This is a genomic window from Marinobacter subterrani (genome assembly GCF_001045555.1).
GTDB classification, from domain to species: Bacteria; Pseudomonadota; Gammaproteobacteria; order Pseudomonadales; family Oleiphilaceae; genus Marinobacter; species Marinobacter subterrani.
Map to the genome: position 1 here is coordinate 97,481 of NZ_LFBU01000001.1, position 23,138 is coordinate 120,618.

Here is a 23,138-nt window from a genome sequence, read left to right on the forward strand (position 1 = left end):
GCGTTTTGCAGTAGATTAACGAATTACCCGGTCGGGTCGCTAGTCTGTGCAAACCGTCTCAACCAGTTGATCGTCAGGCGCCAGGATTTTCATGTTATCGACCCGGGGCGTTCCATCCGAGCCCAGGGGCACCAGTTCACGGGACTGGCAATTCATGATGTGGACCCGGTGAGAGACAGCGTCCGCGAGTTTCTGTTCGAACCGGTAAAGGGTGAAGCGCACGATATCCGGGTTGCTGGTGTCACGACTGATACTCTTAACATCCACCGTCGAGAATGCAGTGACATAGGGGAACACAAAGGTCCATGGGCGCCACAGGATCCCATCGCTTTCAGTGTCGACGACAATAGCCTCCTCTGGCAGCAGCGTTTTCTTGTGGTCGTACCAGGTGTATTCACCATAGATGAGATAACCGAGCATGCCGGCGCCGGCGAATACCGGTATCAGCCACCGGGGCGCCTTGTTACGGCTGACGGCGCGGATACCCAGGGCGATGCCGGCAGCGCCGAGGCCGCAAAAGACAGTGGCAATCAGATTCCAGAACATAAAACGACTTCCTCAAAAAAAGAACGGGCTTCCTCATTGAGGAAGCCCGCCCAGTTTCAACCCGTTAACTCATTGAGTGAATCAGGTTGAGTTGCTGCTTAGTGGTCTTGAGCCTGACTCGCCCCACGTGGGTAACGAACGCTTTCAACCAACTCCTGAATCTCAATGGGCGGTTCTTCAGTTGCGTTGGACACAATGAAGGCTACCGCAAAGTTGACGGCTGCACCAATCGCGCCGATAGACAGCGGCGAAATGCCCAGTACCCAGTTTTCCGGAGTATCAGGAAGGTTGTTGGTGCCCGGGATGAACAGCCAGCCCTTGTATACAAAGATGTAGGTCAGGGTGAAGGCCAGGCCTGCCAGCATGCCGGCAACTGCGCCCTTGTTGTTCACCCGCTTGGAGAAGATACCCATCATCAGTGTCGGGAACAGCGAGGCTGCGGCAATACCGAACGCCAGTGCCACCACCTGTGCCGCAAAGCCCGGAGGGTTGGCGCCCAGGTAAGTGGCTACCACGATGGCTACGGCCATGGAGATCCGGGCAGCCATCAATTCGCCTTTCTCCGAGATATTCGGGTTGATCGAACCCTTGATCAGGTCGTGACTGACAGCCGACGAGATCGCCAGCAACAGACCTGCCGCCGTCGACAGTGCCGCTGCCAGACCACCGGCTGCAATCAGACCAACAACCCAGCCCGGAAGGTTGGCAATTTCCGGGTTGGCCAGCACCAGGATGTCCCGGTTAACTACCAGCTCGTTGCCTTTCCAGCCACGACGGTCCGCTTCCTGCTCGAAGGAGGGCGCATCGTTGTAGAGCTGGATGCGGCCATCTTCGTTTTTGTCCGTGTACTGGATCAGGCCGGTAATTTCCCATTCCTTGATCCAGTTAGGCCTCTCATCATACTGGATCGGCGCCGCGGAGGTGCCATCCGGATAGATGGTGGTCATCAGGTTCAGGCGCGCCATGGAAGCAACTGCGGGTGCAGTCAGGTACAGCAGGGCGATGAACACCAGAGCCCAGCCTGCAGACCAGCGGGCATCAGCGACTTTAGGTACGGTGAAGAAGCGGATGATGACGTGGGGAAGACCTGCAGTACCGATCATCAGGGTCAGGGTGAACAGAACCATGTTCAGCTTGTTGTCGATATCGGCAGTATAGGAATTGAAGCCCAGGTCGGTGATAACCTGGTTCAGTTTGTCCAGGATGGGCATGCCGGAATCCACGTGGGTGGAGAACAGGCCCAGGGCCGGAATGGGATTGCCGGTCAGTTGCATTGAGATGAAAACTGCCGGAATGGTGTAGGCGACGATCAGTACACAGTACTGGGCAACCTGGGTGTAGGTGATGCCTTTCATGCCGCCGAGTACGGCGTACACGAAGACCACCACTGCGGCGATGATCAGACCCATGGTGGCGTCTACTTCCAGGAAGCGGGAGAAGGCAACACCGGCACCGGCCATCTGACCGATTACGTAGGTGACAGACGCCACGATCAGGCAGATAACCGCCACCAGGCGGGCATTCTTGCTATAGAAGCGATCACCGATGAACTCGGGAACGGTGAACTTGCCAAACTTCCGAAGGTACGGAGCGAGCAGCATGGCCAGCAGAACGTAACCGCCGGTCCAGCCCATCAGGAAGGTAGAGTTGGCGTAACCACCGGCGGCAATCAGGCCAGCCATGGAAATGAAGGACGCCGCTGACATCCAGTCTGCACCGATCGCCATACCGTTGGTAATCGGGTGAACGCCGCCGCCGGCGACATAGAAATCCTTCGTGCTACCGGCCTTGGCCCAGATAGCGATAAGGATGTAGAGGAGGAAGGAGCCCCCTACAAAAATCAGGTTAATCGCAAATTGGCTCATCGCTGCTTACTCCTCGTGCACGCCGAATTGTTCGTCGATCTTGTTCATACGCCAGGCGTAGAAGAAGATCAGGACGATGAACGTAAGAATGGAACCTTGCTGGGCAAACCAGAAGCCCAGGTCCGTTCCACCGACGTGAATGCCGGCAAGCATTGGTCGAAGCAGAATGGCAAAGCCATAAGAAACCAGGGCCCAGATAATCAGACTCCCGAATATGAGGCGCAGATTCGCCTTCCAGTACTTCTCAGCGTCGTAGCTATGACCTGCTGACATAGGATCACTCCTGTGTTGTTTTTGTGGAGGTTGGGTGGATTTCTGGTGAGGCACTTCGGTTAGAGAATTTATTATTCATATAAGTACTTCTCCGACTAGTTGTCTCTACTGACTTTACCGGTCAAGCGATTTATAGATATTGGCAAAAGGTCTAATTCTCAGTAATTTGCCGCACATTTGATGAAATTCTGCGAGCCCGTTCGTGGTTTAGAATCAAAAGCGATGCATGTTTTTGAGACGGCGGTGGTAATGCAGCTTTTGATGCAGATCCTTCAGGGTTTTTACGCCGCCTTTTTGGGCCTTGTTCAGGGCTGCCAGCGTTAACTCGGCAGTTGCCAGTGCGTCGGAAGCGGCGTGGTGCCGTTCGCTGACCTCCAGGCGGAAATACTCCGCCCAGTGGTCAAGCCCTTTGCCGCCGGTATTTGCCTCGGGGAAAAAGGCGGGCATCAGGTCGGCGACGTCCATCCAGGTGTGGTTTGATGTGTAGCCAAGCTGGGCTCGCAGGGTTTTCTCCAGAAACTTCTGATCAAAGGCTGAGTGATACGCCAGGATCGGGTCGCCGTTCATCCATTCAAGCAGATAGAGCAGGGCGTCCTCGGTTTCGTGTCCCTGGGTCAGTGCCTCGGGCCCGATCCCGTGAATAAGGACGGTTTCCCGGATGTCCAGCTCAGGGCGCCGCAGAATCAGATCAAACTGGTCGCCAAGGTGGATGATGCCACCCCGGATAGCTACCGCTCCGATGGCGATCACCTCATCCTTTGCCGCATTCAGCCCCGTGGTTTCAAGATCAAGCACCACCAGCCGACAATCGGAGAGCAACTGGTCACCCGGTGTCTTCGGATGGGGCAGGTTGCCCGGGTCGTGGCTGCCAATTTTTCCGCCCCGGCGATGCGCAATCCATTGTCTGATCTGTTCCAGCATGTGGCGTTGCCCGAGGGTCAGAGTTGATAGGTGAGTTCGAGTTTCTGCTGCAAACGCTGGGCTTGCCTGAATGATTCCCGAAGGATGCGACGGTCCAGAGGGTTCAGGTCATCAGGATCGATATAGTTGGTGAGTTCCTCACCCTTTGCCAGCATTTCCTGATGGGCCCGCATCCGGATGGCCTGGATCAGGCTGTACCCTTCCTTCCAGGCGTTGGCGTCCTTGGGATCGAACACGCCCTTCTTCGCCAGCGCATCCATCCTCTCCAGGGTGTTGGCCGTTTCTACGCCGTTGGCCAGGGCGAAAACCCTGACGGCTTCCACGAAGGGCGCCAGGCCCTGGCGTTTGAGATCCAGCGCACGCTTGTTGCCCTCGGAAAGGTAGCGGAAGCTCCGGAACATGGTCAGCGGGGGCTTGCGCTGGAAGGCATTGCCCGCCAGCATTTTCTGGAACAGCAGGTTTTTACGGATGCGTGACAGAACCTTTTCGAGCAGGGCTTGCAGCGGCAACGTGGGGCCGAAAACCGCTCTCATGTCCAGAAAGATCGAGGAGTACACCAGGTTCTGCGGCGTTGAGGCATCGATGAACCGGATAAACCAGTCGTCCCACTCCCGGTCGCTCAGACACAACTTGGGGTTGCTGGCCATGATGTTGCCCTTGCAAAGGGTAAACCCGCATTCCGCCAGTTCGTCGTTCACCCTGAGGGCAAACGGCAGGAGAATCTCCCGTACCTGGTTGTCGGTCATGCCCTCCGGAGTCTGGAACAGGATGCCGTTGTCCTGGTCGGTCAGCAGCGTCTGCTCCTGGCGACCCTCACTGCCAAAGGTAAGCCAGGTGAAGGGGATGCCCGGATCGTTCTTCTTGATGTTCAGTTCCAGAACCCGTCGCACGGTGACGTCGTTCAGGGTGGTAATAATCTTGACCACCTGCCCGGAGTCGGCCCCATGGGCGAGCATGGCGTCCACCAGGCGGGAGACCTCTGTGCGAAGGCTCACCAGAGTGCGCAGGTGGGTGGCGGTGCCGATGGTGCGGGCCAGGTTGACCAGGTCGACGCGCTGCAGCGAGAAAAGGTCACGCTCTGAAACCACGCCAATCAGCTTGAGCTCGTCGTCGACCACGCACAAATGGGCGAAATGATGCTCGGCCATCAGCATGGCCGCTTCAAAGGCGTCGGCCTGGGCCGGCAGGCAGGAAGGATCCCGGGTCATCACCTGGCGGATCGGTGTATCCAGTGATCCCTTGTCCTCGGCAATCATCGTGCGAAGGTCCCGCAAGGTAAAGATGCCGACGGGATGACGACTGTCGTCGGTGATAATAATACTGCCGACATTGTTTTCATGCATCCGGGCCACGGCCTTGCGAACCGGCAGGTCCGCAGAGCAGACAATCGGGTTGCGCAGGGCATAGCGTTCCAGTGGCGTATCCAGGGAGGTACTGGAACCCATCGACGCCATGGCGCTGGACTGAATTCGGCGGTTTACCTGATCCAGCAGGCTGCTGACGCCCCGCAGGCAGAAATCCCGGAACGGCTCGCTCTCGGCAAACAGGTTCACGAAGGCCGCCTGCCCGATGCTGAGGCAAAACGTATCGCCGGAGGCCCGGTGCAGGGTTCGTGTTGGTCGTTCGCCTATGATGGCGGCGAGCGGAAAGCACTCCCCCTGACTGATTTCGAAGGTGGTCTCGGTCCGGTCTTCCTTGTCATTATGGCGCTCGCCACGAATCCGCCCCTGTTTGACGACGTAGAATCGTTTTACAACGCCCTGGTCGGGTGAGAGGACAACGTCGCCGTCGGCGTAGAACTGTATAGAGGCGTTCTCCGCGAAGTGCGCCAGATGCGCATCGTCCATGCTGGAAAAAGGCGCATGCTCCCGCAGAAACGTCATGGTGGCGCGGATGTTCTGGGGGTGCTCATGTTCCTGGTTCGCTGCGGCCATATCCTTTGTCACTCGCTGGTTGTTATTGTCCGCCTGAAGTGTAGTTCACCACATGCGCTTGCAGCCCTAAGATTTTGGTCGCAAGGGGACTGGCCCGGATCAGTTTTCTTTAAGGCGGGTGGGCCGGGTGGTAAAGTCGTCTCCTGAATCGGGTCATTAATTGTAATGCCATGACTACCAAAGACGAACGCCTCAGCTTCCTTGAGGAAATGAAAGATGTCCGGCGTATTCGCAAGCCCAACCGCGCCGAGGTTTCAACACCCCGTGAACTGACGCCCGGTCATCTTGAGCGCCAGCGGGCCGCCGTGGAAAGCCCGGTCCGGGACACCAACCCGCTGACATCCGAAATGGTCGAACCGCTCACCGCCCATGACGTACTGAGCTGGCAGCGCCCGGGTATTCAGCATGGCGTATTCCGTAAGCTGCGGCTCGGACAATACCCCATTGAAGCCCGCCTCGATCTGCACCGGATGACGGTGGAACAGGCTCGCAGGGAGGTGTTTGCGTTTGTCGGTGATTGTGTGCGCTATGGCCTGCGTTCAGTGATCATTCTGCATGGCAAGGGGGAGCGCAATCCGGATGGCGTTGCCCAACTGAAAAGCTACCTTGCCAAGTGGTTGCCAGAGCTTACGGATGTTATGGCCTTCCATTCGGCCCAGAAACACCATGGCGGCACCGGAGCGGTTTATGTCATGGTGCGAAAGAGCGAACGGGACAAGCAGCATAATCGTGAGATTCACGGAAGCCGGTGACGGCTCCAGTTTCTGATGTCTTTAAAATGTGGCCAGTTACATGGCCGAACGGAGGTGATCGTCGTGAAAAAAGCAATCCTGGTTGTATGCGCAATGCTGGCGCTGGCTGGCTGCAAGGATCGAGTTATCTGGAACGACAACGGCAAGGTGGAAGAGGCGACCACGAATCGGGAGGTCTGGGATGCCAATGGCAAACTGGAATCCGGCGAGCGCAAAATCTGGGTCAACAAGGAAGGTGAGGAAGTCATCAAGTAACAGTTGATTGATTCCGCCAAAACAAAAGAACGATAAATCCGGCGCCCCGAACCAGGGCGCCCAGGGGAGAGCGCAGGAATGGCATTGAGGCTGACAGTCAACGGGCAGCAACATTCGCTGGATGTGGAGGCGGATACGCCGCTGCTGTGGGTAATCCGCGATGAACTGGGCCTGAAAGGCACCAAATTCGGCTGTGGGGCCGGGCTCTGCGGTGCCTGCACCGTGCATCTGAACGGCCAGCCCGCGCGGTCCTGCTCAACGCCGGTTGAAATGGCGGCCGGTGGCCGGGTGGAGACGATTGAGGGGCTGGGTGGCAGTGACCGGCTTCACGCCCTGCAGGAAGCCTGGATTGCGCAGGGTGTTCCACAATGCGGTTACTGCCAGTCAGGACAGATCATGAGTGCGGCACACTTGCTGGCCAGCAATCCGGCCCCGTCGCGGGACGACATTGTTGCCGCCATGGCTGGTAACCTGTGCCGGTGCGGAACCTACTCCCGGATCATTGCCGCGGTGGAATCCGTCGCCGCTGGCCCATCAAACGGCCAGGAGGCGTGAGATGGCTCTGAATCGACGGAATTTTCTCAAAGTCAGCGCTGGCGCCTCCGGCAGCCTGGTGGTTTCCCTGGCGCTGCCGGGATGTTCCGGAATCCAGACCGGCTATAAGCCGGAATCCGGTGAATGGCGCCCGGATGCCTGGCTGGAACTGACCGAAACCGATGACGTGTTTTTTACCCTGGCACGCGTTGAAATGGGGCAGGGAACCTATACTGGCCTGACCACCCTGATTGCCGAAGAGCTGGAAGTAGCGCCGGAGCGAATCACCCCTCGTTTCGCACCGGTTGCGGATGAATACCGTAACCCCCTGTATAAACTGCAGCTCACCGGCGGCAGCACCAGCATGGCGACCAGTTGGGAGCCCCTGAGAATTGCCGGGGCGCAAGCCCGTCAGATGCTGGTAATGGCGGCTGCCCGGGTCTGGAAGGTGGATGCCGCAGAATGCAGCGCCAGTGAAGGCCGGGTGGTGCACCCCAACGGCATGGATTCCATGGCTTACGGCAAGCTGGTAAAGCTGGCTGCAAAAGAGGTGGTGCGCGGAGACATTGCCCTCAAACCCCGCCATGAATGGAAGTACATTGGCAAAAACCGGGGCAAGCTGGATGCCAGGGCCAAATCTACCGGCACGGCGGTGTATGGCATAGACATGGAATTGCCAGACATGGTCTACGGCGTGATCGCCAGGCCGTCCAGGCACGGGGGCCGTGTGCTTGGTTTTAATGGTGATGAAGTCCGGTCGATGACCGGAGTGCTTGACGTATTCGAAACCGACCGGGGTGTCGCGGTGGTTGCCGATAAATACTGGCGTGCCCGCAAGGCCCAGGAAGCATTGACGGTCGACTGGGATTTTTCCGGGGCGCTTTCGGTATCCACGGATGATGTCTTTGCATCGTATCGCGCTGCAGCCGATGACAACCCGGGTGAGTCAGAGCGCAGCGAAGGCAGCTTCGACGGCGTGCTGGAAGGAGCGGACCGGGTGCTGGAAGCTGAATATGCTCAGCCCTATCTCGCCCACGCCACCCTGGAGCCAATGAATGCCACCGCCTGGTATCGGGATGATCACATGGAGGTCTGGGCACCGACCCAGGCGCCGGATCTTGGTCGCATCGCGGTTGCCAGGGCGACTGACCTGGGGCCGGAGGATGTCACGATTCACACCACCTTCCTGGGAGGTGGATTTGGCCGCCGGCTGACGCAGGATTACATTGAAGAAGCGGCCGCCCTGGCGTATCGGGTCAGGCGACCGGTCAAAGTAATCTGGTCCCGGGAAGAAGATACCCGACATGACCTCTATCGCCCGGCCATGCTGCACCGGATGAAGGCGAGCCTTTCCGGCGGTGAGCTGACCGGCTGGCACCACCAGATCGTCGGCCCCCAGATTCTCGGCTGGTTCGTGCGTAACGCCGCGCCAGCCCAGTTCCCCTGGGCGCCGAAATTCATGTACGACACCCTGGGCAAGGTGGGCCTGATGGCGGAGGGCATTGCCACGCCCAAGGATATGTCCGCCATTGAAGGGGCCATTGAGTACCCCTATCAGGTGGACAACATCGATATCCGCCACACCCACACGGATCCCGGCGTACCCATCACCTGGTGGCGATCGGTGGGCTATTCCCATAATGGCTTTGCTGTGGAAACCTTCATGGATGAACTCGCCCATGAATCCGGAGAGGATCCCTACCGGTTTCGGCGCCGGCTGCTGGCGTCCGAGCCAAGGTACCTTGCGGTGCTCGACCGTGCTGCACGCCTGGCCGACTGGGCGGAGCCCGCGCCGCAGGGCCGGGCCAGGGGAATTGCCCTGATGCGGAGCTTCGGGACCTATGTGGCGCAGGTTGTCGAGGCCGGAGTCGAGAACGGAGCGATCCGGGTCTACAAGGTGGCCTGTGCCGTGGACTGCGGCCAGGTCGTAAACCCCCGCATTGTGGAAGACCAGATCGAAGGCGGCATCCTGTTTGGCCTGACCGCCGCGCTCTATGGTGAAATCACCCTGACAAATGGCGAAGCGCAGCAAAGCAATTTCCATGATTACCGGTTAATGCGCCAGTACGAGCGCCCGGAGGTGGTGGTGGATATTTTGGACAGCGCCGAAGCGCCAACCGGTGTCGGCGAGCCGGGCGTGCCGCCGGTGATTCCGGCCCTGGGCAACGCCCTGTTTGCCCTGACCGGTAAACGCCAGCGCCGTCTGCCACTGAAAGCGGAGGGCTGATATGGATGCTTCCCGATCCTCGCTGGCCGCTGGCCATCAGTCCGTGATTCGCGACATCGCGAACTGGCTGGAACAGGGCCAGAACGCCTGGTTGTGCACCATTGTGGAAACCTGGGGTTCGTCACCGCGCCCCGTGGGTTCCTGGCTGGCCATTGGTGAATCCGGCCAGTGGAGCGGTTCGGTGTCTGGTGGGTGTCTGGAAGAAGATCTGCTCAGACGCACGGCCGACAAGGGGCCGGAGCATCCTGTACTGATTGATTACGGCATTTCCGACGACGACCGCGATCAGTTCCAGTTGCCCTGTGGTGGCCGCATCCGCCTGCTTGTCGAGCCGCTTCACAGTGCGGCTGGAAAAGACCATGTCCGTGCCTTGGCGGAGGCGTTGACCAGTCGCGAACCGGTTATCCGGCGGGTGCCGCTGCAGGGTGAGGCGACACTTGAGTTTCGGCAATCCAGGGATCGTTCGTCTGTAACATTTGACGGTGAGCTGATGGTGCACTCGCTGCAACCAGAGTGCCGGCTGCTGCTGATTGGCTCTGGCGAGGTGGCCCGTTACGTCACCGAGTTCGCCACAGCGGCGGATTTTTCCGTGACCCTCTGTGAACCCCGGGAAGCCTTTGCCGACGGCTGGGGATACCGGCATATTCCGCTGGACCGGCGCTTGCCTGATGACCTGATAGCCGAAGACTTCAACGACGAGTTTTCCGGCATTCTTGCCCTGGCCCACGACCCACGTATCGACGACATGGGGTTACTGGCGGCGCTGCACTCGAAAGCGTTTTACATTGGTGCGATGGGGTCCCGGAGAACTTCGGAGGCCAGGCGCGAACGACTGGCGTCCCTGGGCATCGAAGCCCGGGTTCTTGAGCGTTTGCGGGCCCCCATTGGCGTCGATATTCCCAGCAAGACACCCGCAGAAATTGCCATATCGGTGGTCGCCGATCTGATTGCCGTACGACACCATTTGCGGGCCGCCCCTGCACCCCTATAATGTCGGCAATTGAGCCCGTCGAAGGCACCCACAACCCCGGGAGAGAAGCCGTGTTTGATGTAACCCGATACGCCGTGGCCGCCGAGGCGATTGTTGAAGCCGGGCGCTTTCTGTACCAGCAAGGCTGGTCGCCGGCGACCAGCAGCAATTACTCGGCGCGCATAGACGGGGAGCACATTGCCATCACCGTGTCGGGTCGCCATAAGGGGCAACTCGGTGCGGGCGATGTCATGGTGGTGGATCTGGCGGGCCGGGCGGTGCAGAGTGCCTGCCGGTCGTCGGCGGAAACCCGGTTGCACACCATATTGTATGAGGTTTTTCCCGATGTTGGCGCGGTGCTGCATACCCATTCGGTCAAGGCAACCGTGTTGAGCCGGCTGCTGACCCCGGGCCAGCCACTGGAACTGGAAGGCTATGAACTCCAGAAAGCCTTTGCCGGCGTTGAAACCCATGAGTCGGTGTTGACCGTTCCGGTTTTCGACAATACCCAGGATATAGGTGCTCTGGCGCAGCAGACCCGGGACTGGTTTCGCGCCCATCCGGAACAGCCCGGTTACCTGATTCGCGGCCACGGTCTCTACACCTGGGGAAAGACCATGGCCGACTGTCTGCGCCATGTTGAGGCCTTTGAATTCCTGTTTGAATGTGAGCTTGAAACCATGAGGGTTCGACCATGACTACCTTGAGTATCTTTGATCAGAGCCAGCCCGAGACCGCCCGCACGGTCACCGAAAATCCGTCCGAAATCCGGGAACTGCTGGCCGGCAAGGGCATTCGCTTCGAGCAATGGCACACCCGGGATCTTCCGGCAGACGCCTCCCAGGACCAGATCCTGGAAGCCTATAGCAATGAGGTGGCAAAACTGAAAGCGGAGTGCGGCTTCCAGACTGCCGATGTGATCAGCCTGAACCCGGATAACCCCCAGAAAGAGGCGTTGCGGAAAAAATTCCTGGATGAGCACACACACAGTGAGGATGAGGTGCGTTTCTTTGTCCGGGGGCAGGGCCTGTTCTATCTGCATTTCGGCAACGAGGTGTTTGCCGTGCTGTGCCAGAAGAACGACCTGATCAGCGTGCCGGATGGCACACGGCACTGGTTTGATATGGGGCCGGAGCCGGAATTCACCTGTATTCGCCTGTTCTCCAATCCTGAGGGCTGGGTTGCCGAGTTCACCGGCGAGGACATTGCTACACGGTTGCCGCGCTATGAGGCACTGGCAGGAGCATCGGGATGATCCGGGTGGTCCTCACGGACATCGAGGGCACCACCAGTTCCATCTCCTTTGTCCACGATGTCCTGTTTCCCTACGCCAGCGAGCACCTGGCCGACTTTGTTCGTGCCCGGCACCAGGATGATCCGGCGGTGGCCGAGCAGCTTGATGCGGTGGCGGAGAAATCCGGATTGGCCCGTGGGAATGTGGAGGGGCTGATCGAGGTTCTCCAGGGCTGGATCCGCGAGGACCGCAAGGAAACCTCGCTCAAGGCTTTGCAGGGGATGATCTGGGAGCAGGGTTACCAGAACGGGGAGTTGAAAGGACATATCTATAGCGATGCCGCCGATTATCTCCAGCGTTGGCATGATCGGGGCCTGCGCCTGTTCGTATATTCCTCCGGGTCGGTCAAGGCCCAGAAACTGATCTTTGGTTTTACCACGGAGGGTGATTTCACGCCGTTTTTCTCCGGCTATTTCGACACCCGGATCGGTGCCAAGAAGGAGGCTGGCGCCTACCGAAACATTCTGGCGGAGCTCGGTGTTGAAGCCAATACCGTGCTTTTTCTGTCGGACGTTGAAGCTGAGCTGGCGGCGGCCGAATCGGCAGGCATGCAAACTGCCTGGCTGGTCCGGGAGGGCGACCTGCCCGAAACCGAACGCTTCGTGGCCCGTGATTTCGCGGAGGTCGATCGCCTGCTGCAACAGCGGTAGCCCCGCGCCCCCGATTAACTTCACTGCAGGAGGGAACGATGGCGGCAACCGGACTGTTCAGGCTCGTCATTCCGGTTCTGGTTTTGCTTCTTGCAGGCTGTAATCCGTTCTCCGATGCCCGCCCGATGATGGATGAATACGTCGAGCGGGTGGCCAGGGTTCTCGAAGTCGATCCTGAGCTTTCCGTCATCGTGCCGGCCAACCAGCTTCCCCGCCGCCGCGACCGGGTGCTGGCCATGCCCGATCTGGATATGGGCATTCTCGATTTTTTCTCCCTCTATGGCTGTGAACTGCAGTACGTTGTCGGCGAGAAGAACTCGGTCATGGGCCGGGTCATGCAGCCCCTGAATCGCCTCCGCTATGAGATCCGGTTTATCCAGACTGCCCGTGAGTGTCTCCCGTCAGTGAAAGACGAAGGCCTGGCGAAGGAGCTGGGCAAGGCTGTTGAGAGCAAGCTTGAGTCCTTGCCTGTTGCTGTCTGGAACGCCACCTGGGGCGTGAGAGAAATCGAGGAACTGTTTACCCTGGCCAAGGGCTATTACCCCGTTGCACCAAAAGGCAACCCGGTCTCTGATCTGGCCATCGATATTGTCAGGCTCAATGGCACGGTAGCCAGGCTGCTCTCGGGTGACTTGTCGGTGTCGCTGGATTTTGCGGGAGAGGTTCACCAACGCTGGTTGGCTGAACACCGTGCAGGCCAGCTCATCAATAGCGCACTGTTGCTGGCGGCCAGGCTGAACGATGCCACCGCCTTGCTGAAACAGCGCATCGACGGCCGGCCTCTGTGCCTGAATGGTAAGCCGAATAATCAATCCGATATCGTGGAGAGTATGTTTTTCAGCGTGTACATCGCTAAGGTACAGCCGTATATGAGCGAGGTTGCCCGAGCCCGGGCCGAACTGATCGTGCCGTTCGAACGGTTGGCAAAGATGCAGGTGGATGTCATGCCCGACCGTTTCCGCGCGTGGTATCAGCGTTACCTGTCGCAGGACTCTCATGCCAGCCTTTGGCGGGAGCTGGACCAGGCGATGATGAACCACACCAGGGCCTGGCAGGTGTTGCTGGAGCAGTGTGGTTTGCGCCCTGGCGCCTGAACGCGATCAGCGCTGGCTTTCGGGTGTGACCCGAAGAATTTCCTCAACCGTTGTCAGGCCGGCAGCCACCTTCTGGGCACCACTCAGGCGCAGGGATTTCATGCCTTCCTTGTAGGCGTCCAGCCGGAGCTGTTCCAGTTCGCACTGATCCGTTATCTGGCGCAACAGTGGCCCTGAAAGCGCCATGATTTCATAAACCCCGGCCCGGCCCAGGTAACCGGTGTTGCGGCATTCCAGACAGCCCACGGGCTGGTAGAACTGTTTCGGAACCGGCGCCTTCCAGGGTCGGGTCAGGGTCTGCCAGGCCTGTTCATCGGCAGGGCCGGGGGCCTTGCAGTGTGGGCACAGGGTTCGGGCAAGCCGTTGCGCCATCACCCCCAGCACCGTGGCCCGGATCAGATACGGGGGAATGCCCAGCTCCATCAGCCGGGTAATGGCGCTGGGCGCATCGTTGGTATGCAGGGTGGAGAGCACCAGATGGCCGGTTAGCGCCGCCTGCACTGCCATTTCCGCGGTTTCCAGATCACGGATTTCGCCGATCATGATGATGTCCGGGTCCTGCCGCAGCAGGGCGCGCACACCGGCGGCGAAGGTGAGCTCAATATTGGTCTGCACCTGCATCTGGTTGAACGCCGGTTCCACCATCTCGATGGGATCTTCAATGGTGCAGACATTCAGCTCCGGGGAGGCTATCTGTTTCAGGGTTGAGTACAGGGTGGTGGTCTTGCCTGAGCCGGTCGGCCCGGTCACCAGTACAATGCCGTGTGGCCGGGAGGTAATCTCCTGCCAGCGCTGGCGGTCTTCCCGGCCAAACCCCAACTGCTCGTAGGATTTCAGCAGCACGTCTGGATCAAAAATCCGCATGACCATTTTTTCGCCGAAGGCGGTCGGCATGGTGGCCAGGCGAAGTTCAACCTCGCGATTGTCGGGCTTGCGGGTCTTGATCCGGCCATCCTGGGGCCGGCGCTTCTCGGCCACGTTCAGGCGTCCGAGAATCTTCAGGCGGCTGGTGACCGCTACCCCGACATGTTCCGGGAATTCATAAACGTTGTGGAGCACACCGTCGATCCGGAAACGGACCTGGGTGGCCGAGCGCCGGGGTTCAATATGAATGTCGGAGGCGCGCTGGTCGAACGCGTATTGCAGCAGCCAGTCAACGATCTTGACCACGTGCTGGTCGTTGGCGTCCGGGTGTTCGCTGGCGCCGAGATCCAGCAGCTGTTCGAAGTTCTGGTGGCCAGCTACCCCCGGGGCCTGGCCACCGCTGGCCTTGTTGACCGAATTGGCGAGCTGGTAGAACTCCACCGTGTAGCGGCGTATATCCTCGGGATTGGCCACCACTCGCCGGATGTCCTTGCGAACCGCCTGCTGCAGGTTCTGCACCCAGTCACTCTTGAACGGCTCCGCGCTGGCGACCAGAACTTCCTCCCGGCCAATCTCCACGGCGAGGATGCCATGGCGCTGGGCGAAGGCGTAGGACATCACCCGGGCGATGGCCGGGGTATCAATCTTCAGCGGATCGATGTGGTAGTAGGTTTGCCCCGCCCAGCCGGCCAGCCACTCGGTAAGCCGGTCCAGATCCAGAGTGCGGCCGCTCTGTTCGCTGGTCAGGGAGGCAATGGCAACCAGTTCAAGAGGGTGGCGCTTTCCGGCCTGGCCGTTGCTGGTTGCGGCGCCCAGGTTGGCCGATAAAATCCGCTCGGCATCTTCCTGGCTGACTTCGCCGCTGGTCACCAGGGCGGTGCAAATATCCCGCAGCGTCAGGGTGCTTCGGTGCGGTGCGGGTGGCCGCTGTGCGATTCCGGAGGTATCGGTGTCAGCCATAGGCGGTCAGATCCAGGTGTTGATGAGTGTGTTTCAGTTCGCCACGGGCCGGTTCACTTTAAGGTGAATCATGGCAACAGTGAACAGCAGGAAGGTCAGTATCATCAAGATGACCGGCCCTGGGGCGCCTTCGCTGAGCCACGCCGAGACGACTGCCTGGGTAAAGTAGAAAATTACCACGAAAGCCAACCAGATATAGCCCCGGTTGTTGGCCCGGAAAACCGGCACCGCGAAGGCCAGCAGCGGAATCAGTTTGACCGACAGCATCAGTGCGATGGATACCCCCTGGACAGGGGCGGGATAGAAGGTGGTTATCAGAAGTGTGGCCAGTACACCAATGTAAAGCGCAATGGTCGCCCGGGCAGTGTAACGGGCTTTTGGGTTGTTCAGCATAGTGTGTTTCCGTAAACAGGGAAGTGTCAGGCAGCTTACGTTATGGGCCAGGGCCTGTATCAGTTGGCCAGTTTCAGGGCGAGCCTTGCCAGCCTTTCACCAAACGCCTGGCACAGGGCTTTCTCATGGGCGCTCAGTGGCTGTTGCTCGCCGGTGCCGGACCAGTGGGTCGGGCCGTAAGGCGTGCCACCGGTTTCGGTTTCGTTCAGGTTTTTCTCCGAGTAGGGCAGGCCACAAATCACCATGCCGTGATGGAGCAATGGCACCATCATGGTCATCAATGTGGCTTCCTGGCCACCGTGCAGACTGCCGGTGGACGTGAACGCACCGGCGGGCTTACCCTCCAGGGCACCGCTGAGCCAGAGATCCCCGGTGGTGTCCAGGAAATGCTTCAGCGGCGCGGCCATGTTGCCGAAGCGGGTGGGGCTGCCGATGGCCAGACCTGCGCACTGGGCGAGATCGGCTTTGCTGGCGTAGGGAGCGCCGGAATCCGGCACCGGGGGCAGCGAGGCGTCGGTGTCCGGTGAAACCGGAGGTACCGATCTCAGCCTGGCCTCGATGCCACTCACCCGCGCGACTCCCCGGCCGATATGGCTGGCCAGCTCTGCAGTCTGCCCGTTACGGCTGTAAAAAAGTATGAGAATGTACGGCAGTTGCTCGGGCATCGTCAGCGATCCTTTTGGTTCGGCTGTTGAAAACGGTCTGGCTCAGAGAATGGAAAGCACGTTTTCCGGCGGTCTGCCAAGGGCTGCTTTTCCGTTTGCGAGCACAATCGGCCGCTCGATCAATTTTGGCGTGGCAACCATGGCGGCAATTAACTGTTCACGCCTGAGATCCGGATCATCGAGGCCTTGTTCCTTATACTCTTTTTCTTTGGTCCGCATCAGGTCGCGGGGCTCGAGCTCCAGCGCTGCAAGAATATCCTCGAGCTGCTGCTCTGTCGGTGGCGTTTCAAGGTAGCGTATAATCTCCGGTTCAATACCCCGTTCGGTAAGCAGTTCAAGGGTTTGGCGAGATTTTGAGCAACGGGGGTTGTGGAAAATCCGGGTTGGTTCTGTCATCTTCGAGCCTGGTTGGTTGAATGGATGCCATGATTTGTGTGGCCATTAGTCTAACAGGAGGTTTTCCAGTGCAGTACCCTGGGTTGCTGCGTGTTCGTCCGCAGCTTGTGTCTCGGCCTTTGCTCGCTGGCGGCCTTTTGCTGCTGGTCATGGCCCTGGCCGGTTGCCAGAAAACTGAACTTGAACGGGCCGACGGTACCAAGCTGAACTGGGACAGCCTGCGGGGCCAGTGGGTGCTGGTGAACTACTGGGCGGAATGGTGCAAGCCGTGCCTGGAAGAAATCCCCGAGTTGAACGCTATCGACAAGGCGCCCGATATCTCGGTCCTGGGTGTCAATTTTGATGATGTGCAGGGCGGCGCACTGGCCGAATTGGGCGAACAGATGGGTATTGAATATACCATGCTGGCGGACGATCCCGGGCCCGGATTTGGCTGGCAGTTACCCGTGGCGCTGCCAGCGACATTCATCGTTAACCCGGACGGTGAGCTGGTGGAAGCCCGTTTCGGCCCGCAGACAGAAGAAGGCATCCGGTCGCTGACCGGCGGCTGAAGTTCCTTGGCCTCATCGAATTCTACAGCAGGAATAACCTGACGTTATGTCGCAGACTTTTGTACATCTCCGCGTCCATTCCGAATACTCCATGGTGGATGGCCTGGTTCGGGTCAAGCCACTGATCAAGCGGGTTGCCGAACTGGGCATGCCCGCGGTGGGGCTGACCGAGCAGTCCAACATGTGCTCGCTGGTGCGCTTCTACAAGGCCGCCATGGGGGCGGGTGTAAAGCCCATCATCGGTGCCGATCTCTGGCTGGAGAACCCGGACGAACCGGAGAACCCCTTCCGGCTGACCCTGCTGGCCCGGGACAATGACGGCTACCTGAATCTCACCGAAATTATTTCCCTGGGTTACACCGAGGGGCAGCGCTTCGGCAAGCCGATTATCCGGCGAAAGTGGCTCGAGGCCCGGCCGAAGGGCCTGATTGCGCTCTCGGGTGGCAAGATGGGTGATGTGGGTAAGGCGCTGCTGGCGGGCAAGCCGGACCTGGCCCACGAGCGGGCCCACTACTGGATGAGATTGTATCCGGACAGCTACTACCTCGAACTGCAGCGTACCGGTCGCCCCGGCGATGAAGACTGCCTGCATCTGAGTGTTGAGCTGGCGCAGGCGCTGGGCCTGCCGGTGGTGGCCACGAACGATGTCCACTTTCTGGACGCGGACGATTTCGAGGCCCACGAAGCACGGGTCTGTATCGGGGAAAGCCGGACCCTGGATGACCCCCGCCGTGACCGCCGCTTCAGTGACCAGCAGTACCTGCGCAGCGCCGATGAAATGATTGAGCTGTTCAGCGACATTCCGGAAGCCATCGAGAATACCGTCGAGATCGCCCGTCGCTGCTCAGTCAAGGTCCGCATGGGTGAATACTTCCTGCCGAACTATCCGATTCCCGATGGCATGACCATGGACGATTACTTCCGCAAGGTATCGGAAGAAGGCCTGGAAGAGCGGCTTGCCAAGACCCTGAGCAAGGACGACCCGGAGTACGACAGCAAGCGCGAGGCTTACTACACACGGCTGAATTTCGAGCTGGATATCATCATCCAGATGGGCTTCCCGGGTTACTTCCTTATCGTGATGGACTTCATCAAGTGGGCCAAGAACAATGGCGTGCCAGTGGGCCCGGGCCGGGGTTCCGGTGCTGGCTCGCTGGTTGCCTACGCCCAGATGATTACCGATCTGGACCCCCTGGAATACGATCTGCTGTTCGAGCGATTCCTGAACCCCGAGCGGGTGTCCATGCCCGACTTCGACGTCGACTTCTGCATGGAAGGTCGGGACCGGGTGATTGCCTATGTGGCCGAAAAATACGGCCGTGAGGCTGTGTCGCAGATCATTACCTTCGGCACCATGGCGGCCAAGGCGGTGGTGCGGGACGTTGCCAGAGTGCAGGGCAAATCCTACGGCCTGGCCGACAAGCTCTCCAAGATGATTCCCTTCGAGCCCGGCATGACCCTTGAGAAGGCCCTGGTTCAGGAGCCCCAGCTCAAGGAGTTTCTCGAGCAGGACGAAGAAGCCCAGGAAATCTGGGAAATGGCCCTGAAGCTCGAGGGTGTCTGCCGGAACGCCGGCAAGCACGCCGGGGGTGTGGTTATCGCGCCCACCAAGATCACCGATTTCTCGCCGCTTTACTGTGACGACGAAGGCGGGAGCCTGGTTACCCAGTTCGACAAGGGGGATGTGGAAGATGCCGGCCTGGTGAAGTTCGACTTCCTGGGCCTGCGCACCCTGACCATCATCGACTGGGCGCTGAAGATGATCAATCCGCGGCGTGAAAAGCGCGGTTTGGCGCCACTCGACATCAATGAAATCCCGCTTGACGACATCCCGTCCTTCGACATGCTCAAGAAGGCCGAGACCACGGCAGTGTTCCAGCTCGAATCCCGCGGCATGAAAGACCTCATCCGCCGCCTTCAGCCGGACTCCCTGGAAGACATGATCGCCCTGGTGGCGCTGTTCCGCCCGGGGCCGCTGCAATCGGGCATGGTGGATGACTTTATTGACCGGAAGCACGGCCGGCAGCCAATGTCCTTCCCGCACCCGGACTATCAGTACGAGGGCCTGAAGCCCGTGCTGGAGCCCACCTACGGGGTCATCCTGTACCAGGAGCAGGTCATGCAGATCGCCCAGGTGATGGCCGGCTATACCCTGGGTGGCGCGGACATGCTGCGCCGGGCCATGGGTAAGAAAAAGCCCGAGGAAATGGCCAAACAGAAGCAGATCTTCCTGGATGGTTGCGAGAACAACGGCATCAACAAGACCCTGGCGGAGAATATCTTCGACCTGGTGGAAAAGTTCGCCGGCTACGGGTTCAACAAATCCCACTCCGCAGCTTACGCCCTGGTCTCCTACCAGACGCTGTGGCTGAAGGCGCATTACCCGGCGGAGTTCATGGCTGCCGTGCTGACCGCCGATATGCAGAACACGGATAAGGTGGTGACTCTGGTTGAAGAGTGCCGGAACATGAAGCTGGATCTTCTGGTGCCGGACGTCAGCCGCTCGGAATACACCTTCACGGTGAACGATGAAGGCCAGATCGTTTATGGCCTGGGCGCCATCAAGGGCCTGGGCGAGGGGCCTATCCAGAGCATTGTGGAAGGGCGCGGCGACGGTGAGCCGTATCAGGATATTTTCGATTTCTGTCGGCGGGTCGATCTGAAAAAAGTCAACAAGCGCGCCATGGAGGCGCTGATCCGTTCCGGGGCCATGGACAAGCTCGGCGCCGGCCGGGCCCAACTGATGGCCAGCATCGACAAGGCCGTACAGCAGGCCGGCCAGCAATCCCGCAACGAATCCGTCGGAATGATGGATATGTTCGGCGAGATGCTGGAGGTTGGCGATGGCGGCGATCCCTACGAGGATGTGGCCGGGATTCGCGAGTGGCCGGAGAAACAGCGGCTCAAGGGTGAGAAGGACACTCTTGGCCTATACCTGACCGGGCATCCGTTCGACGAATACGAGAAGGAGGTCCGGCGGTTTGTACGGTCCTCCATCGCCGATCTGAAGCCCAACAAATCGCCCCAGCGCGTTGCCGGGCTCGTGGTTGCCCAGCGCACCATGAAGACCCGAACCGGTTCCACCATGTGCTTCATAACAATGGATGACCGGAGCGCCCGGATAGAAGCGACCCTGTTCTCGGAAGCGTTCTTCGAGAACCGGGAATTGCTGCAGTCTGATCAGGTTATTGTGGTTGAAGGGCAGGTCAGCCACGATGACTACTCCGGCCAGATGAAGATGCGAGTGAGTTCGGTGATGGGGGTGGCCGCAGCACGACAGCAGTTCAGCCGCGGACTGAAACTGAACCTGTGCGCCGACCAGTTGCAGAATGGCCTGCTGGAGAAGCTCGACAGTACGCTTCGGGCCTTCCGTTGCGACGGCAGCCCGGTCTGGATTGAATACAGCAGCCCTGACGCATCAACGCGGATTGAACTCGGCGAATCCTGGCGGGTTCAGCCGGATGACAACCTGCTGCTGGAACTCAGGCACCTCATGGGCGACCAGTCGGTGGAACTGGTCTATGATTGACTCAGCAAGTTGAAAAATTAAAGCTTTGTCAGAAAGTGGACTCATACCAATGTCCGCTTTAGACCCTGGCCGGGCGCTGCTATCTTTGTTTCAAATTCTGGTTTGGCGGGGGTCAGTCCCGCCTGGCAAAAAAATGATGGATCATCATGAACCCTAATTATCTGGATTTCGAACAGCCAATTGCCGACCTGGAAGCCAAGATTGAAGAGCTTCGTATGGTGGGTAACGACACCGACATCAATATCTCCGATGAAATCACCCGGTTGAAGAAGAAAAGCGTCAGCCTGACGGAGAGTATTTTTTCGGACCTGCAGCCCTGGGACGTCTCCCGTCTGGCCCGGCATCCGCGCAGGCCCTATACCCTCGATTACATTGAGCACATGTTCGAGGATTTTGACGAGTTGCACGGTGACCGCCGCTACGCTGACGACCTGGCGATTGTGGGCGGTACCGCCCGGCTGGATGACAAGCCAGTCATGATCATTGGTCACCAGAAGGGCCGGGAAGTGCGTGACAAGGTAAAGCGCAACTTTGGCATGCCCCGTCCGGAGGGCTATCGCAAAGCCCTGCGCCTGATGGAAATGGCCGAGCGGTTCAGGATGCCGATTCTGACCTTTATCGACACCCCGGGTGCCTATCCGGGCATCGGTGCCGAGGAGCGGGGCCAGAGTGAGGCCATTGCGTTCAACCTGGCGGTGATGTCACGCCTGAAAACGCCCATCATCTCCACCGTGATTGGTGAGGGGGGGTCCGGCGGCGCCCTGGCGATCGGTGTCTGTGATCAACTGAACATGCTCCAGTACTCCACCTACGCGGTTATTTCTCCGGAAGGCTGCGCCTCGATTCTCTGGAAGAGCGCGGAGTACGCGGCCCAGGCAGCAGAGGCCATGGGCGTTACTGCAGACCGCCTGAAAGACCTCGGGCTGGCGGATAATGTTGTCCGCGAACCTCTGGGTGGCGCGCACCGGAACCCGGAGAAAATGTCAAAGGCGCTGAAGGACGTGCTTGCAAAGGGCGTTGCTGAACTCAGTCGCCTGCCCCTGGATGAACTGGTTTCCCGCCGCTACGAGCGGCTGACCCGCTATGACACCGGGCGCTGAGCCCACTCTCGGATTCCACTGGCCGGAGGCGCTTTGCGCCCCGGTCAGAGCTCTCCCCGATTTCTCCCGTCTGTGGGTCGCCCTGAGCGGCGGGCTGGACTCGACCCTGCTTCTGCATCTTGCCGCTCAATGTCATGGCGGTGCCGGCCCCGTAAATGCTGTTCACATCAATCACCAGTTGCAGCCCAACGCTGCGGAAACCGAGGCGTTCTGCCGGTCCCTCTGCGCCGGGCTGAATGTTCCACTGGTAGTGGAGCGGGTGTCGGTTGCCTCCGGTGAAGGCTCCAGCGGTTCCGGCGGCATCGAGGAAGCGGCCAGAAAGGCTCGCTATGCCGCTCTGGAGCGGCTGGTAGAACCGGGTGATCTCCTGTTGATGGCCCACCACGGCGACGATCAGGCTGAAACCGTTTTGTTCAGACTGCTCAGGGGGAGTGGCGTGGCGGGGCTGGCTGGCATGCCGGCCAGTCGGGCGCTGGGCGGGGGGCGTCTGTTTCGGCCATTGTTGCATCTGGAGCGGTCCGAGCTTGAGCGTTGGGCGCGAGCAGCCGGGCTGGCCTGGATTGATGATCCCAGCAATACCGACGAACGCTTCGACCGGAATTTCCTCAGGCATCGGGTTTTGCCCTTGCTGCGATCCCGCTGGCCGGGATTGGCCCGCAGGCTCCGCCATACGGCCGATGCCTGTGCCGAGAGCGAAACCCTGAACCGGAAGCTGGCAGCCTTGCAGTGGCAGTCTCTGGCAGGCGAGGGAGACCGTTTGCCGGTGGCCGGCCTGTACGCACTCTCACTGGCAGAACAGAAGAACCTGATTCGCTGGTGGGCCCGGGAGCGGGGGTTTCAACCACCCTCGATCACAGACTGGCGGCAAAGCCTGAACGACCTGCTGTATGCCGGTCAGGACCGGGAGCCGGAACTGCGGGCAGACGGTTTCAGCCTGCGACGATTCCAGGGTGACCTGTACCTGGTTCCGGAGACTAGGCCATTGCCGGAAACGCCGGTCGTTGTTGAGCCCGGCTCTTCCCTGCGCTGGGGTGAGTGGACACTGACATTGGTCGCTAGCCCGAAAAGTCCCCCGCCGCCAATACGGGTATCTACGAGGCAGGGTGGAGAGCGCGTTCGCTTTCATCCTGACGGCCCGTCCCGATCGCTGAAAAAATGGCTTCAGGAGCGTGCGGTGCCTCCCTGGGAGAGGGCCCGTCTGCCGCTGGTTTTTGCCGGCCCGGAAGGAGCTGGGGAGCTAATTGCCATTGGCGATTTGTGGTGTTCTGAACAATACTCGGGAGGCGCCCATGCCGCCGGCTGGCGGCTGGTTGTAGAACGGGAATGTGATTGAGTCAGTGGGGCCTTTCTGGTAGTCTGGCGTCC

The 23,138-nt window shown here is 59.6% G+C and carries 22 protein-coding genes; 13 read left to right on the forward strand and 9 right to left on the reverse strand.

The window, feature by feature from the left end; all coding sequences use genetic code 11:
* Positions 1-39 precede the first annotated feature (39 nt).
* The 5 genes from msub_RS00405 to msub_RS00425 form a co-directional block, all read right to left on the reverse strand.
* Positions 40-546, reverse strand: a complete 507-nt coding sequence (locus msub_RS00405) for a hypothetical protein (RefSeq protein WP_048494197.1) — start codon at positions 544-546, stop codon at positions 40-42.
* Positions 547-644: 98 nt separating this feature from the next.
* Complete coding sequence (locus msub_RS00410) at positions 645-2,411, reverse strand: sodium:solute symporter family protein (RefSeq protein WP_048494198.1); 1,767 nt, start codon at positions 2,409-2,411, stop codon at positions 645-647.
* A 6-nt stretch (positions 2,412-2,417) separates the two neighbouring features.
* Positions 2,418-2,684: a DUF4212 domain-containing protein gene (locus tag msub_RS00415; protein ID WP_048494199.1), complete on the reverse strand. Its 267-nt coding sequence runs from the start codon at positions 2,682-2,684 to the stop codon at positions 2,418-2,420.
* Positions 2,685-2,897: 213 nt separating this feature from the next.
* On the reverse strand, positions 2,898-3,605 hold the full coding sequence (locus tag msub_RS00420; protein WP_048494200.1) for a 3'-5' exonuclease: 708 nt from the start codon (positions 3,603-3,605) through the stop codon (positions 2,898-2,900).
* Positions 3,606-3,622: 17 nt separating this feature from the next.
* Positions 3,623-5,539, reverse strand: a complete 1,917-nt coding sequence (locus msub_RS00425) for a putative nucleotidyltransferase substrate binding domain-containing protein (protein WP_048494201.1) — start codon at positions 5,537-5,539, stop codon at positions 3,623-3,625.
* Between the two features lie 170 nt (positions 5,540-5,709).
* On the opposite strand from msub_RS00425, the gene smrA reads away from it, so the two are divergent.
* From smrA to msub_RS00470, 9 genes are all read left to right on the forward strand, one after another.
* The gene (gene smrA, locus msub_RS00430) at positions 5,710-6,291 is read left to right on the forward strand and encodes a DNA endonuclease SmrA (protein WP_048494202.1); all 582 of its coding nucleotides are present in this window, start codon (positions 5,710-5,712) and stop codon (positions 6,289-6,291) included.
* A 63-nt stretch (positions 6,292-6,354) separates the two neighbouring features.
* Positions 6,355-6,546: a membrane lipoprotein lipid attachment site-containing protein gene (locus tag msub_RS00435; RefSeq protein ID WP_048496897.1), complete on the forward strand. Its 192-nt coding sequence runs from the start codon at positions 6,355-6,357 to the stop codon at positions 6,544-6,546.
* Between the two features lie 78 nt (positions 6,547-6,624).
* Positions 6,625-7,101, forward strand: coding sequence for a (2Fe-2S)-binding protein (locus msub_RS00440; protein WP_048494203.1), 477 nt, complete (start codon positions 6,625-6,627; stop codon positions 7,099-7,101).
* Between the two features lies 1 nt (position 7,102).
* Positions 7,103-9,307, forward strand: a complete 2,205-nt coding sequence (locus tag msub_RS00445) for a xanthine dehydrogenase family protein molybdopterin-binding subunit (protein WP_048494204.1) — start codon at positions 7,103-7,105, stop codon at positions 9,305-9,307.
* A gap of 1 nt (position 9,308) precedes the next feature.
* A complete protein-coding gene (locus msub_RS00450; RefSeq protein WP_227506594.1) occupies positions 9,309-10,298 on the forward strand; it encodes an XdhC family protein in 990 nt (329 codons plus the stop codon).
* A gap of 50 nt (positions 10,299-10,348) precedes the next feature.
* Positions 10,349-10,975, forward strand: a complete 627-nt coding sequence (locus msub_RS00455) for a methylthioribulose 1-phosphate dehydratase (RefSeq protein ID WP_048496899.1) — start codon at positions 10,349-10,351, stop codon at positions 10,973-10,975.
* Positions 10,972-11,532 carry a 1,2-dihydroxy-3-keto-5-methylthiopentene dioxygenase gene (locus msub_RS00460; protein WP_048494205.1) on the forward strand — a complete coding sequence of 187 codons (561 nt, stop codon included), beginning with the start codon at positions 10,972-10,974 and terminating at the stop codon, positions 11,530-11,532. Before msub_RS00455 ends, msub_RS00460 begins: the two co-directional genes overlap by 4 nt.
* The gene (gene mtnC / locus msub_RS00465) at positions 11,529-12,221 is read left to right on the forward strand and encodes an acireductone synthase (protein WP_048494206.1); all 693 of its coding nucleotides are present in this window, start codon (positions 11,529-11,531) and stop codon (positions 12,219-12,221) included. Before msub_RS00460 ends, mtnC begins: the two co-directional genes overlap by 4 nt.
* A 38-nt stretch (positions 12,222-12,259) precedes the next feature.
* Positions 12,260-13,315, forward strand: a complete 1,056-nt coding sequence (locus tag msub_RS00470; RefSeq protein ID WP_048494207.1) for a DUF3080 domain-containing protein — start codon at positions 12,260-12,262, stop codon at positions 13,313-13,315.
* A gap of 6 nt (positions 13,316-13,321) precedes the next feature.
* Here the strand turns inward: msub_RS00470 and msub_RS00475 are convergent, their stop codons facing one another.
* The 4 genes from msub_RS00475 to arsC are packed head-to-tail and all read right to left on the reverse strand — an operon-like array spanning position 13,322 to position 16,593.
* Positions 13,322-15,139, reverse strand: a complete 1,818-nt coding sequence (locus tag msub_RS00475; protein WP_048494208.1) for a GspE/PulE family protein — start codon at positions 15,137-15,139, stop codon at positions 13,322-13,324.
* Between the two features lie 33 nt (positions 15,140-15,172).
* A complete protein-coding gene (locus msub_RS00480; protein ID WP_048494209.1) occupies positions 15,173-15,532 on the reverse strand; it encodes a DUF2069 domain-containing protein in 360 nt (119 codons plus the stop codon).
* A gap of 59 nt (positions 15,533-15,591) precedes the next feature.
* Positions 15,592-16,197 (reverse strand): NAD(P)H:quinone oxidoreductase, encoded by a 606-nt coding sequence (gene wrbA, locus msub_RS00485; protein ID WP_048494210.1) that lies wholly within the window; start codon positions 16,195-16,197, stop codon positions 15,592-15,594.
* A 42-nt stretch (positions 16,198-16,239) separates the two neighbouring features.
* On the reverse strand, positions 16,240-16,593 hold the full coding sequence (gene arsC, locus msub_RS00490) for an arsenate reductase (glutaredoxin) (protein ID WP_048494211.1): 354 nt from the start codon (positions 16,591-16,593) through the stop codon (positions 16,240-16,242).
* 68 nt (positions 16,594-16,661) lie between these two features.
* On the opposite strand from arsC, the gene msub_RS00495 reads away from it, so the two are divergent.
* The 4 genes from msub_RS00495 (at position 16,662) to tilS (ending at position 23,106) form a co-directional block, all read left to right on the forward strand.
* The gene (locus tag msub_RS00495; protein WP_048494212.1) at positions 16,662-17,144 is read left to right on the forward strand and encodes a TlpA family protein disulfide reductase; all 483 of its coding nucleotides are present in this window, start codon (positions 16,662-16,664) and stop codon (positions 17,142-17,144) included.
* Between the two features lie 46 nt (positions 17,145-17,190).
* A complete protein-coding gene (gene dnaE, locus msub_RS00500) occupies positions 17,191-20,673 on the forward strand; it encodes a DNA polymerase III subunit alpha (RefSeq protein WP_048494213.1) in 3,483 nt (1,160 codons plus the stop codon).
* Positions 20,674-20,819: 146 nt separating this feature from the next.
* Entirely contained in the window at positions 20,820-21,773 is a 954-nt protein-coding gene (gene accA, locus msub_RS00505) for an acetyl-CoA carboxylase carboxyl transferase subunit alpha (RefSeq protein ID WP_048494214.1), read from the forward strand.
* On the forward strand, positions 21,757-23,106 hold the full coding sequence (gene tilS / locus msub_RS00510; RefSeq protein ID WP_048494215.1) for a tRNA lysidine(34) synthetase TilS: 1,350 nt from the start codon (positions 21,757-21,759) through the stop codon (positions 23,104-23,106). The genes accA and tilS overlap by 17 nt, the downstream gene beginning before the upstream one ends.
* Positions 23,107-23,138 lie beyond the last annotated feature (32 nt).

Excerpts from the sequence above, each read along its gene's own strand:
- dnaE (WP_048494213.1), top strand. The coding sequence starts at position 17,191 with ATGTCGCAGACTTTTGTACATCTCCGCGTCCATTCCGAATACTCCATG.
- msub_RS00405 (WP_048494197.1), bottom strand. The coding sequence starts at position 546 with ATGTTCTGGAATCTGATTGCCACTGTCTTTTGCGGCCTCGGCGCTGCC.
- mtnC (WP_048494206.1), top strand. The coding sequence starts at position 11,529 with ATGATCCGGGTGGTCCTCACGGACATCGAGGGCACCACCAGTTCCATC.
- msub_RS00445 (WP_048494204.1), top strand. The coding sequence starts at position 7,103 with ATGGCTCTGAATCGACGGAATTTTCTCAAAGTCAGCGCTGGCGCCTCC.
- msub_RS00410 (WP_048494198.1), bottom strand. The coding sequence starts at position 2,411 with ATGAGCCAATTTGCGATTAACCTGATTTTTGTAGGGGGCTCCTTCCTC.
- tilS (WP_048494215.1), top strand. The coding sequence starts at position 21,757 with ATGACACCGGGCGCTGAGCCCACTCTCGGATTCCACTGGCCGGAGGCG.
- msub_RS00480 (WP_048494209.1), bottom strand. The coding sequence starts at position 15,532 with ATGCTGAACAACCCAAAAGCCCGTTACACTGCCCGGGCGACCATTGCG.
- msub_RS00415 (WP_048494199.1), bottom strand. The coding sequence starts at position 2,684 with ATGTCAGCAGGTCATAGCTACGACGCTGAGAAGTACTGGAAGGCGAAT.
- msub_RS00475 (WP_048494208.1), bottom strand. The coding sequence starts at position 15,139 with ATGGCTGACACCGATACCTCCGGAATCGCACAGCGGCCACCCGCACCG.
- msub_RS00460 (WP_048494205.1), top strand. The coding sequence starts at position 10,972 with ATGACTACCTTGAGTATCTTTGATCAGAGCCAGCCCGAGACCGCCCGC.
- msub_RS00450 (WP_227506594.1), top strand. The coding sequence starts at position 9,309 with ATGGATGCTTCCCGATCCTCGCTGGCCGCTGGCCATCAGTCCGTGATT.
- msub_RS00420 (WP_048494200.1), bottom strand. The coding sequence starts at position 3,605 with ATGCTGGAACAGATCAGACAATGGATTGCGCATCGCCGGGGCGGAAAA.
- msub_RS00425 (WP_048494201.1), bottom strand. The coding sequence starts at position 5,539 with ATGGCCGCAGCGAACCAGGAACATGAGCACCCCCAGAACATCCGCGCC.
- msub_RS00470 (WP_048494207.1), top strand. The coding sequence starts at position 12,260 with ATGGCGGCAACCGGACTGTTCAGGCTCGTCATTCCGGTTCTGGTTTTG.
- wrbA (WP_048494210.1), bottom strand. The coding sequence starts at position 16,197 with ATGCCCGAGCAACTGCCGTACATTCTCATACTTTTTTACAGCCGTAAC.
- accA (WP_048494214.1), top strand. The coding sequence starts at position 20,820 with ATGAACCCTAATTATCTGGATTTCGAACAGCCAATTGCCGACCTGGAA.
- arsC (WP_048494211.1), bottom strand. The coding sequence starts at position 16,593 with ATGACAGAACCAACCCGGATTTTCCACAACCCCCGTTGCTCAAAATCT.
- smrA (WP_048494202.1), top strand. The coding sequence starts at position 5,710 with ATGACTACCAAAGACGAACGCCTCAGCTTCCTTGAGGAAATGAAAGAT.
- msub_RS00440 (WP_048494203.1), top strand. The coding sequence starts at position 6,625 with ATGGCATTGAGGCTGACAGTCAACGGGCAGCAACATTCGCTGGATGTG.